1 protein-coding gene is annotated in these 13,058 nt (G+C 74.2%); it reads left to right on the forward strand.

All coding sequences use genetic code 11. The annotated features are described in order from the left end of the window. Positions 1–224 precede the first annotated feature (224 nt). Positions 225–13,058, forward strand: a complete 12,834-nt coding sequence (locus tag LK06_RS29410; protein WP_086083553.1) for a type I polyketide synthase — start codon at positions 225–227, stop codon at positions 13,056–13,058.

A 13,058-nucleotide genomic window follows, 5' to 3' on the forward strand; every position in this document is an offset into this window, starting at 1 on the left:
CGGACCGGTGCCCGACGCCGGTCCGCGACCGGTCCGCGACCTGTGGTCCGTAGTCCGTGATCCTTGATTCGGTCGGCCGGGTGCTGCCGCTGGCCAGGTCGGCGGCGTATCCGGCGGCCGAACGTGCGGGGTGCGCACAACGGGGCACCCTGGCCTGCCCGCAGTGTCGGAAGCCGTCCGTCCGTGACGCCTGCCGGACAGAACTGACGTGTTCTCGCCGATGAATGGCGGGTGGAGGGGGAAACCCGGTGGGTAACCGAGTGGGTGACGCTACCAGCCAAGAACCGGTCGCGGTCGTCGGCCTGGCGTGCCGGCTGCCGGGGGCGGCGAACCCCGCCGAACTGTGGCAACTGCTCAGAGACGGGCGGGACGCGCTGAGCGAACCCGGTCCGCGGCGCTGTCATCCGGACGGGCCGGTGGCGCCCGTGCTGCCCTCCGGTCAGCCGATACGGGCGGGGTTCCTGGAGCAGGTCGACCTGTTCGACGCCGGGTTCTTCGGGGTCTCGCCGGGCGAGGCGGCGGTGCTGGACCCGCAGCAGCGGCTGGTGCTGGAGCTGGCCTGGGAGGCGTTCGAGGACGCCGGCATCATCCCGGGCGACGGCCAGAGCGGCACCGCGCACGGCACCGGGGTGTACGTCGGCGCCACCTACGACGACTACGCCGCGCTGCGCGGCGCGCGGCTGAGCCCGCACTCGGCCACCGGCCGCAACCGGGGAATGATCGCCAACCGGGTGTCCTACGCGTTGGGGCTGCGCGGGCCGAGCCTGGTGGTGGACAGCGCGCAATCCTCAGCGCTGGTCGCCGTGCACCTGGCCTGCCGGGCGCTGTCGGCGGGCGAGTGCGCGGTGGCACTGGCCGGCGGCGTCAACCTGAACATCGGCCAGGACGGCTACGACATCACCCAAGCGCTAGGCGCGATCTCGCCGGACGGGCACTGCTACACCTTCGACGAGCGGGCCAACGGCTTCGTGCGCGGCGAGGGCGGGGCGGTGCTGGTGCTCAAGCCGCTGGCGGCGGCACTGGCCGACGGGGACACCGTGCACGCGGTGATCAGGGGCAGCGCCACCAACAACGACGGCGGCGGCGAAACGCTGACTGCCCCGCGCCAGGAGGCGCAGCAGGCGGTGCTGCGGCTGGCCTGCACGGCGGCCGGAGTATCCCCGGCCGAATTGAGCTACGTGGAACTGCACGGCACCGGAACACCACTGGGCGACCCGGTCGAGGCGGCGGCGCTGGGCGCGGTGACGCGGCGCGAACGGCCGCTGCTGGTCGGCTCGGTGAAGACGAACATCGGGCACCTGGAGGGCGCGGCCGGGATCGCCGGTCTGCTCAAGACGGTCCTGTGCCTGTCCCGCCGGGAACTGGTGCCCAGCCTGAACTTCCGCACCCCGAATCCGCGCATCCCGTTGGCGGAGCTCGGGCTGCGGGTGGTCACCGAGACCGGGCCGTGGCCCGCGGTGGAGGGCCCGCTGCTGGCAGGGGTGAGCTCGTTCGGCATGGGCGGGGCCAACTGCCACGTGGTGCTGTCCGAGCCGCCCGCTTCCGGTGCGGCGTCGGACCGCGCCAGCGGGCGGTACGACGGCCCGGTGCTGGTGCCCTTGTCCGCGCGGACTCCGCCGGCACTGGCCGGACTGGCCGCCCTGCTGGGCGAGTCGGCGGCGTCACCGGTGGACCTGGCCTACTCACTGGCCACCACGCGCAGCACGCTGGAGCAGCGGGCGGTACTGGTCGCCGAGTCGGCCGGTGAAGTGCCCGGCCTGCTGGCCAAGCTGGCCCGGGGCGAAGCCGGCGCGCGGGTGGTGCGCGGCACCGCCGTCGAGGGGCGGACGGTGTTCCTGTTTCCCGGCCAGGGCAACCAGCGGCCGGGGATGGGTCGCGAAATCTACCGGCGCTACCCGGTGTTCGCCGCGGCGGTGGACGAGATCGCCGAGCACACGCGCCCGCACCTGCCGCGGCCGCTGCTGGAGGTGGTCTTCGCCGAACAGGGGTCGGCGGACGCGGCGCTGCTGGAGCAGTCGACCTACACGCAGCCCGCGTTGTTCGCCGTCCAGGTCGGGCTGTTCCGGCTGGTGGAGAGCTGGGGGATCACCCCGGACGCGGTACTCGGCCACTCCTTCGGCGAGCTGGCCGCCCTGCACGTCGCCGGGGCGATGTCGCTCGCAGACGCCTGCACCCTGGCAGCCACCCGCGGCCGGCTGATGCACGAGATACCCCCCGGTGGGGCGATGGTGCTGGTGGAGGCGTCCGAGGCGGAACTACTGGCGGACGTCGGGGCCTCCGGCGGGCTGGTGTCGATCGCCGCGCTCAACAGCCCGACCGCCACGGTTCTGTCGGGCGACGAGGACGCCACACTGGCGATCGCGGGTCACTGGTCCGCACGAGGCAGGCGCACCCGGCGGATCCAGGTCCCGATGGCCAGCCACTCGGCCCACGTGGACGCCATCCTGGACGGGATGCGCGCCGCCGCGGCCCAGATCGGCTGGCGGCGGCCGAGCCTGCCGGTCCTGTCCTCGCTGACCGGCGCCGAACTGGACGTGGTCGAGCTGGACTGGCCGGAGTTCTGGGCCCGGCACACCCGCAACACGGTGCGGTTCGCCGACGCGATCGCCACCGCCTGCGCGCGCGGCGCGCGCACCTTCCTGGAGCTGGGGCCGGACGGGACGCTGTGCGCGATGGGCCCGGGCAGCGCGCCCCCGGACGTGGCGTTCGTCTCCGCACTGGCCGGCGGAGAGCGCCCGGACCTGCGCTCGCTGCTCACCGCGGTGGCCCGACTGCACACGCGTGGCGTACCGGTCGACTGGGCGCGGTTCTACGCCGGTTGCGGGGCGCAGCGGATCCCGTTGCCCACCTACCCGTTCCAGCGGCGGCGGCACTGGATCGCCGGGGTGACGGCCACCGGCGGCGCGGTACCCGCTCCGGTCGGCGCCCCGGTGGCCGAGGCACCGACCCGGCCGGTGTCACGGCTGGCCGGGCTGCCCGCGGCCGAACGGGAGCAGGCGGTGCACGCGTTGGTGCGCGCCGAGGTGGCCGCGGCGCTGGAGCTGGACTCCGCCGGGGAACTGGAGGTGCGTCGCCCCTTCAAGGACCTGGGGTTCGGCTCGCTGATGACGGTGGAGCTGGCCCAGCGGCTGGCCGAGGCGACCGGGTTGCGGTTGCCCGCCACCGCCGTACTGGACCACCCGACCCCGGAACGGATCGCCGGGCACCTGATCGCCGAACTGGCCGCCGGGACACCGGCGGAATCCGCGCCCGCGGCGGCGACGCCCGCCGTCGAGCCGATCGCGATCGTCGGGATGGCCTGCCGGTTCCCCGGCGGGGTCGGCTCGCCGGAGGAGCTGTGGGACCTGGTGCTCCGCGGCGGCGACGCGGTCGGTGCGTTCCCCACCGACCGCGGCTGGGACCTGGACGGGTTGTTCGACGAGGACCCGGACCGGCCGGGCCGGAGCTATGCGCGCACTGGCGGATTCCTTTACGCCGCGGCGGAGTTCGACGCCGGGCTGTTCGGGATCTCGCCGCGTGAGGCGCTGGCGATGGACCCGCAGCAGCGGCTGCTGCTGGAGACGTCCTGGGAGGCGCTGGAGCGGGCCGGGATCGACCCGCTGGCCCTGCGGGACAGCGGGACCGGGGTGTTCGTTGGGGCGATGGCGCAGGACTACGGCCCGCGGATGCACGAGGGCGCCGCCGGCCTGGACGGCTATGTGCTGACCGGCACCACGGCCAGCGTCGCCTCCGGCCGGATCGCCTACAGCCTGGGGCTGCGGGGCCCTGCGGTCACCGTGGACACGGCGTGCTCCTCCTCGCTGGTGGCGCTGCACCTGGCGGCGCAGGCGCTGCGTGCGGGCGAGTGCTCGCTGGCGCTCGCCGGCGGGGTGACGGTGATGTCCACGCCGGGCATCTTCGTGGAGTTCTCCCGACAACGCGGACTCGCGCCGGACGGGCGGTGCAAGTCGTTCGCGGCGGCGGCCGACGGCACCGGCTGGGCGGAGGGCGCCGGACAACTGGTGCTGGAGCGGCTCTCCGACGCACGAGCCAACGGCCACCCGGTACTGGCGGTGCTGCGCGGCTCGGCGGTGAACCAGGACGGCGCGTCCAATGGTCTGACCGCGCCGAACGGTCCCGCACAAGAGGGGGTGATCCGGTCCGCGCTGGCCTCGGCCGGCCTCTCCGCTTCGGACGTGGACCTGGTGGAGGCGCACGGCACCGGAACCGCGCTGGGCGACCCGGTCGAGGCCAACGCGCTGCTGGCCGCCTACGGCCGGAACCGCACCGGCGAGCCGCTCTGGCTGGGATCGCTGAAGTCCAACATCGGCCACACCCAGGCGGCGGCCGGTGTCGCCGGGGTGATCAAGGTGGTGCAGGCGCTACGGCACGGGCTGCTGCCTCGCACGCTGCACGTGGAGGAACCCTCGCCCTACGTGGACTGGTCGGCCGGCGGGGTACGGCTGCTCACCGAGGAGCGCCCCTGGCCGGGGGGCGAGCGGCCGCGCCGGGCCGGGGTGTCCTCGTTCGGTATCAGCGGCACCAACGCACACGTGGTCATCGAGCAGGCCCCCGGGGCAGCGGCGCAAACGACGGTGGAACCCACGGCGGAGCCCGTGGCGGTGCTGCGGCCCGGTCCGGTGCCGGTGGTGGTGTCCGGCCAGAGCGCGACCGCGCTGCGCGCGCAGGCGGAGCGGCTCGCCGCGCACCTGGAACGGCAGCCCGAGTCGCCCCTGGAGGACGTCGCACGCGCGGCCGCCACCACCCGGGCCGGGCTGCAGCACCGCGCCGTGCTCACCGCCACCGACCGCGCGGACCTGATCCGGGGCCTGCGCACCCTGGCCGCCGACGAGGAGTCGCCCGTCCTGGTACGCGGAGCGGCAGACGTGGCCGGCCGCACGGTGTTCGTGTTCCCGGGTCAGGGTGCGCAGTGGGCGGGGATGGCGGTGGAGTTGCTGGAGTCTTCGGCGGTGTTCGCGGCGCGGATGGCGGAGTGTGCTTCGGCGCTGGGTGAGTTCGTGGACTGGTCGCTGCTGGGTGTGTTGCGTGGTGAGGCTGGTGAGCCGGCGTTGGACCGGGTCGATGTGGTGCAGCCGGTGTCCTTCGCGGTGATGGTGTCGCTGGTGGCGTTGTGGCGGTCGTTCGGGGTCGAACCCGATGCGGTGGTCGGTCATTCGCAGGGTGAGATCGCGGCGGCCTGCGTGGCGGGCGCACTGTCCCTGCGCGACGCCGCGAAGGTGAGCGCACTGCGCAGCGCCGCACTGAGCGAGCTGTCCGGCGCCGGCGGGATGATGTCCGTGGCGCTGCCGGTCACCGAACTGGAACCGCGCCTGGCGGTCCGGGCCGATCGGGTGTCGGTGGCCGCGGTCAACGGGCCGGCCTCGGTGGTGCTTTCCGGTGAACCCGGCCCGCTCCGGGAACTGGCCGCCGAGCTGACCGCCGAAGGGGTCCGGGCCCGGCTGGTCGCGGTGGACTACGCCTCGCACTCCCCGCAGGTGGAACGGATCCGCGCCGAACTGCTGGACCGGCTCGCCGGACTTCGGCCGCGCAGCGCCGAGGTGCCGTTCTACTCCACGGTGACCGGCGAGCGGTTGGACACCGCGACCCTGGACGCCGAGTACTGGTACCGGAACCTGCGTCAGACCGTCCGTTTCGAACAGACGATCCGTGAGCTGGACCGCGCTGGACACCGGGTGTTCGTGGAGGCCAGCCCGCACCCGATCCTGACCGCCGCCGTACAGGACAGCGTCGAATCGGCGGGCAGCACGGCCGTGGTGGTCGGTTCGCTGCGCCGCGACCAGGGCGGCCCCGGCCGGTTCCTGCTGTCGTTGGCCGAGGCCTACGTGCGCGGAGTCCCGGTGGACTGGACCGCCGCGTTCGGCGTCGCGGGCCACCGGGCTGAGCTGCCCACCTATGCCTTCCAGCGGGAACGTTACTGGCTGTCCACTCCGGTCCTCGGCACGGACCCGGCCGGGTTCGGGCTGGACGCCACCGAGCACCCGCTGCTGGGCGCTGCCGCGCCGGTGGCCTCCACCGGCGAAGTGCTGTTGACCGGTGAACTGTCCCTGCAGCGCCAGCCCTGGCTGGCCGACCACACGGTGTTCGGCACCGTCGTGCTGCCCGGCACCGCGTTCGTCGAGCTGGCCGTGCGCGCCGGGGACGAGGCGGGTTGCCCGGTACTGGAGGAGCTGACCGTGCACGCGCCGTTGCCGCTGCCCGAGCGTGGCGCCGTGCGGCTGCAGGTGGTGCTTGGCGCGCCGGGCGAGGACGGCGGCCGTGCCGTGGACGTGTACTCCCGGCCAGGAAGCGGCCCGCAGTGGACGCACCACGCCACGGGCCGACTCGGCGTGGCCGAGGTGCCCGCGCCCGCGCCCGGCGGCTGGCTGCCGGAGGGCGCCACCCCGATCGAACTGACCGACCGCTACCCAGCACTGGCTCGGCTCGGCTACGGCTACGGGCCGGTGTTCCAGGGCCTGAGTCGGCTGTGGCGGCACGGCGAGGAACTGTTCGCCGAGATCGCCCTGCCCGAACCGGCGGCCGGGGAAGCTGGGTCGTTCGGGCTGCACCCGGCACTGCTCGACGCGGCGCTGCACGCGGCCATCCCGGTCGACGACACCACCGGCCCTGCGTCGACGACCGTGCTGCCGTTCGCGTTCAACGGGGTCCGGCTGTACCGGGCCGGTGCCACGGCGGCGCGGGTGCGGCTGCGCACGCAGGCCGAGGGCGTCGTGTCGATTACCGTCACCGACGCCGAGGACAACCCCGTCACGGTCATCGACTCGCTGGCCTTCCGTCCGGTGACCACCGAGCAGCTCACCGCCGGCCGACGGGACCACCTGTACCGCATCGGCTGGGTTCCGCTGGCGGCTCCGGCACAGGACGGTGCGTGGGTGTCGCTGGGCGACCCCGCCGGGCTCGATGCGCTGGGCGATCGGGTACCCGCCGTGGTGGGCCTTGCAGTGACCGGCGTGACCGACGCCCTGGCGGTGGCACAGCGCTGGTCGGCCGAGGAGCGGTTCGCCGGGTCCAGGCTGGTGCTGCTCACCCGCGGCGCGGTCACCGTCGGACCGGGGGAGCCGCCGGTGGACCCCGACGCCGCAGCGGTCTGGGGCCTGCTGCGCAGCGCACAGACGGAGAACCCGGACCGCTTCGTGCTGGCGGACACCGACGGGCACGCCGCATCCGAGGCGCTGCTGCCCCGGCTGGCCGGGACCGGCGAAGGGCAGTTGGCGGTGCGTGCGGGGCGGGTGTTGGTGCCGCGGTTGGCGCGGGTGGCCGAGGTGCCTGGGGGCTCTCCTTGGTCGGTTGACGGCACGGTGTTGATCACGGGGGCGAGTGGGACTCTGGGGCGTTTGGTCGCGCGGCATCTGGTGGGTCGTCACGGGGTGCGTGGTCTGGTGTTGGTGTCCCGGCGCGGTGGTGATGCGCCGGGGATGGCCGAGTTGGTGGCTGAACTACGGGGGTGGGGTGCCGAGGTTGCGGTGGTGGCGTGTGATGTGGCCGAGCGGGACGCGGTGGCTGCGTTGCTGGCCGAGCACCCGGTCACCGCGGTGGTGCACGCCGCCGGGATCCTGGACGACGGGGTGCTGGCCGCGCTCACCCCGCAACGGGTGGCCCGGGTCTTCCGGGCGAAGGTGGACGGCGCGCGGCACCTGGCCGAGCTGACCGGACCGGAGCTCACCGCGTTCGTGCTGTTCTCCTCGGTGGCCGGGACGCTGGGCAACGCCGGACAGGCGGCGTACGCGGCGGCGAACGCCGCACTGGACGCGCTGGCTGCACGGCGCCGTGCAGCCGGGCTGCCCGCCACCGCGGTGGCCTGGGGGCTGTGGGCCGAAAGCAGCGGGATGACGGGGCAGATGGCCGACACCGACCGGGCTCGGCTGGCGCGCGCCGGAATGCTGCCGCTGGATTCCGCCACCGCGCTGGAGGCGTTCGACGCGGCCACCGCGTTGGACGATCCGGTGCTGCTGGCCGCGCGGCTGGATCCGGTGGCGCTGCGCGAGCGGGCGGCCGAGGGAGTGCTGTCCCCGGTGCTGCGCGGACTGGTGCCGGTGGTGCGCCGCGCTGCCGCGGGCGGTGCGGTGGACGGCGCCGACGGGCTGCGCCGGCGGCTGGCCGAAGGAGAGCCGCTACGGGTGCTCCAGGACCTGGTGCTGACCCAGGCGGCTGTGGTGCTCGGCCACTCCGACTCCAGTGGGCTGTTACCCGACCGGCCGTTCAAGGACATCGGCTTCGACTCGCTGACCGCGGTGGAACTGCGCAACCGGCTGGGCCGGGCGACCGGGGTGCGGCTGCCCGCAACGGTGGTGTTCGACCACCCGACCCCCGCCGGACTGGCCCGGTACCTGGTCGGCGAACTGGTCGGTGCGGGACGGCCGACCGCGGCCTCGGCCGCCGCCTCGCCGGCAACGGCGGAGGCCGCGGACGAGCCGATCGCGATCGTCGGCATGGCCTGCCGTTTCCCGGGCGGGATCGCCTCGCCGGAGGACCTGTGGAACCTGGTCGCCTCCGGCGGCGACGCCATCGGCGGGTTCCCCACCGACCGTGGCTGGGACGTCGCCGGCCTGTACGATCCGGATCCGGACCGGGCCGGGCACACCTACACCCGGCACGGCGGTTTCCTCTACGACGCGGGCCGGTTCGACGCCGGGCTGTTCGGGATCTCGCCGCGTGAGGCGCTGGCCATGGACCCGCAGCAGCGGCTGCTGCTGGAGACCGCCTGGGAGGCGCTGGAACGGGCGGGGATCGACCCGTCCTCGGTGCGCGGCACCCGGACCGGTGTGTTCACCGGTGTGATGTACCACGACTACGCCACCATGCTGCGCGAGCTGCCCGAGGGCGTCGAGGGGCACCTGCTCACCGGTACCGCCGCCAGCGTCGCCTCCGGGCGGGTCGCCTACACCTTCGGCTTTCAGGGGCCCGCGATCACTGTGGACACGGCGTGCTCCTCCTCGCTGGTGGCGCTGCACCTCGCGGCGCAGGCGTTGCGTTCCGGAGAGTGCTCGCTGGCGCTGGCCGGCGGGGTGGCCGTGATGGCCGAGCCGACCACGTTCACCGCCTTCTCCCGGCAGCGCGGATTGGCAGCGGACGGACGGTGCAAGTCCTTCGCCGGAGCGGCCGATGGCACCGGCTGGTCCGAGGGCGTCGGCCTGTTGCTGCTCGAACCACTGTCGGCGGCGCACCGCAACGGCCACCGGGTGCTCGCCGTGGTGCGCGGCTCGGCGGTCAACCAGGACGGCGCGTCCAACGGTCTGACCGCGCCCAACGGCCCCTCGCAGGAGCGGGTGATCCGCGCCGCGCTGGCAGCCGCCGGACTGTCCGCGCAGGACGTCGACGCGGTGGAGGGCCATGGCACCGGCACTCCGCTGGGCGACCCGATCGAGGCGCAGGCACTGCTGGCCACCTACGGCCGGAACCGCGACGGTGATCCGCTGTGGCTGGGGTCGGTGAAGTCCAACATCGGGCACGCGCAGGCCGCGGCCGGGATGGCCGGGGTGATCAAGGTGGTGCAGGCGCTACGGCACGGAGTGCTGCCCCGCACGTTGCACGTGGACGAGCCGTCCGCGCACGTGGACTGGTCGGCCGGTGGAGTGCGGCTGCTCACCGAGGAACGGCCCTGGCCGGACACCGGCCACCCGCGCCGCGCCGGGGTGTCCTCGTTCGGCATCAGCGGCACCAACGCACACGTCATCGTCGAGCAGGCGGAGGCCGTAGAGGCCGAAGCCGTACGGACGGATGCCGCGCAGGCGGTCGAGCGGCCGGAAGCCGTACAGGACGGCGGAGCCGGTACGGCGCGGCGGGAGACCGAGCCGCGGATGCTGCCGGTCGCGCTGTCCGGGCAGACCGAGGACGCCCTGCGCGGGCAGGCGGCACGGCTGGCCGCGCACCTGGCCGACCACCCCGGCGACAGGGTGCTGGACATCGCCTGGTCCAGCGTGGCCGGCCGGGCAGCCCTGGAACACCGAGCGGTGGTGCTCGCCGCCGACCCGGACCAACTGGGCGAACGCCTCGGTGCACTGGCCGAGGGCCGGGACACCCCAGGCGTGCTGCGCGGAACCGCGGCCGGCGCGGCCCGGCGAGTGGCGTTCGTGTTCCCCGGACAGGGCGCGCAATGGGCCGGGATGGCGCTGGAACTACTGGACTCCGTACCGGTGTTCGCCGCCCGCCTGGCCGAGTGCGCCGCCGCGATCGAGGCGCACGTCGACTGGTCGGACTGGTCGGTTCTGGACGTACTGCGTGGCACGCCGGGCGCGCCGGCGCTGGACCGGGTCGACGTGGTGCAGCCGGTGACCTTCGCGGTCACCGTGTCACTGGCCGCGCTGTGGCGCGCACACGGCGTCGAACCGGAGGCGGTGATCGGCCACTCGCAAGGCGAGATCGCCGCGGCCTGCGTGGCCGGGGCGCTGTCCCTGGCCGACGCCGCCGCGGTGGTGTGCCTGCGCAGCCGCGCGCTGACCGAACTGTCCGGCAAGGGCGGCATGATGTCGGTGGCACTGCCCGCCGACGAGGTGCGGGCGCTGTTCGCCGATGACCGGCTGGGTGTGGCCGCGATCAACAGCCCCACCTCCACCGTCGTCTCCGGAGATCCGTCCGCCCTTGAGGAACTGTGGGCCGTCTGCGAGTCCCGCGGGGTTCGGGCCCGGCGCGTCGCGGTGGACTACGCCTCGCACTCCACCCAGGTCACCGCAGTTGAGGACAGCCTGAACGCGCTGCTCGCCGGGATCAGCCCGCAGGCGGCGCGAGTCGACTGGTACTCCACCGTCACCGGGCAACGGCTGGACACCCGCGAGTTGACCGGCGCGTACTGGTACACCAACCTGCGTCAGACTGTCCGGTTCGCCGACGCGGTGCGCGCCGCGTTGGACGCCGGGATCGGCACCTTCCTGGAGATCAGTCCCCACCCGGTGGCCGCCCCGGGGGTGCAGGAGACGGTGGACGCCGCCGGAGCGCGGGCCACCGTGCTGTCCACACTGCGCCGCGACGACGGCGGCTGGCCGCGGTTCGCCCAGTCGCTGGCCGAGGCACACGTCCGCGGGGCCGGGGTGCGGTTGGCCGAGGTGTTCGCCGGCACTGGTGCGCGGTCGGTGGACCTGCCCACCTACGCCTTCCAACACCGCTGGTACTGGCTGGCCGAGCAGGCCCGGTCCCGGTCCGACTCCTGGCGCTACCGCGTCGAGTGGCGCGCCGCGGGTGCGCCGGAGCGCACCGGGCCGGACGGCGAATGGCTAGCCCTGGTGCCCGGGTCCGGCGCGCAGCAGGATTGGCTTCAGACGCTCATCGGTGGCCTTCCGGTGCGCACCATCACGGTGGACACCGAGCACGCCGACCGCGCCGACCTGACCGGCCAGTTGCGCCGCGCGCTGGCCGAGCACGCCCCGTGCGGGGTGCTGTCCCTGTTGGCCGCGGACCGCCGCCCGCACCCGGAGCACCCAGTGGTGCCCGCAGGGGTGGCCGCCACCCTGGCGGTGGTGCAGGCGTTGGGCGATCTGGCCGCGGCGGTGCCGTTGTGGCTGGTGACCTCCGGTGCGGTGAGCACGGGCGACGACGACCGGCTGCGTGAGCCGAGCGCGGCGCAGGTGTGGGGTCTGGGCCGGGTGGCGATGCTGGAACACCCCGCCTTCTGGGGCGGTTTGGTCGACCTGCCCGCCGAACTGGACGAGGCTGCGCTGGAGCAAGTGCGCGGGGTACTGGCCGGCGGTTGGGGCGAGGAGGACCAGCTGGCCGTGCGCGCTTCCGGCACGCTGCTACGGCGGCTGGTGCACGCCCCGCCCGCCGGCGGTGCGGTGAGCGACTGGCAGGCCAGGGACACCGCGATCGTGACCGGCGGCACCGGCGCGCTGGGTCCCGAAGTCGCTCGCTGGCTGGCCGGGCTGGGCGCCCGGCACGTGGTATTGGTCAGCCGCAGCGGCCCGGACGCCGAGGGGGTCGCCGAGCTGGCGGACGAACTCGACGGCCTCGGAGTGCGGCTGACCGCCCGGGCCTGTGACATGGGGGACCGGGCTGCCGTGGCGGCGCTGCTGGCCGGGTTGCGGGAGCAGGGCGAGGTGGTGCGCACCGTGGTGCACGCCGCCGCGCTGATGAGGCTGGCCGCGTTACCCGAGACCGACCTGGCCGAGTACGCCGATGCGCTCACCGCCAAGGTCCAGGGTGCCCGGCACCTCGTCGAACTGCTCGACCCGGTCGAGCTGGACGCGCTGGTCTTCTATTCCTCCATCGCCGCGGTGTGGGGCAGTGGCGACCACGGCGCCTACGCCGCGGCCAACGCCGAACTGGACGCACTGGCCGAGCAGGCCCGCGCGGCCGGTCTGCCGGTGACCTCGGTGGCCTGGGGCGTGTGGGACGGCGCCCGCTTTCCCGACGGAGTGGACGCCGGCCAGTTGCGCCGTCAGGGCCTGCCGTTGATCGCCCCCGGGCCTGCCCTGGACGCGCTGCGCACCATCCTCGAGCGCGCCGAGGTCGGACTGGCGGTGGCCGACGTGGACTGGGCGACGTTCATGCCGCTGTTCACCTCGGCCCGCAGCAGGCCGCTGTTCGCCGAGATCCCCGAGGCACGGAGCGCGCTGCGCGGCGCCACCGCACCGGAGGCGCAGCCGTCCGGTTCTTCCTGGTCGCAGCGGCTGGCCGGACTGTCGGACACCGAACGCCGCAGCACCCTGCTGCGGCTGGTGCGCGATCAGGCCGCCGTGGTGCTGGGCCACTCCAGTACGGCCGCGATCGGCGCCGACCGGGCCTTCCGCGACCTGGGTTACGACTCGCTGACCGGGATCGAACTGCGCAACCGGCTCGGTGAGACCACCGGGCTGACGCTGCCAGCCACGCTGGTGTTCGACCATCCCACCGCGGCTGCGGTGGCCGCGTACCTGCACAGCCGGCTGGCGCCCGTCGAGCCGCCCATCCTCACCGAGCTGGATCGGCTCTCCGAACGGCTCTCCAGAGCGGATACCGATGGCGAACGAGCCGGCATTGAGTTGCGGTTGCGGGCGATGCTGTCGCTGATCGGCGGGGACGACGACGACTTCGACCCGGCGTCGAACGAGGAGATGTACGACCTCATCGACCGCGAACTCGGGGCGAACTGA

It is taken from the genome of Streptomyces pluripotens (assembly GCF_000802245.2).
GTDB classification, from domain to species: domain Bacteria; phylum Actinomycetota; class Actinomycetes; order Streptomycetales; family Streptomycetaceae; genus Streptomyces; species Streptomyces pluripotens.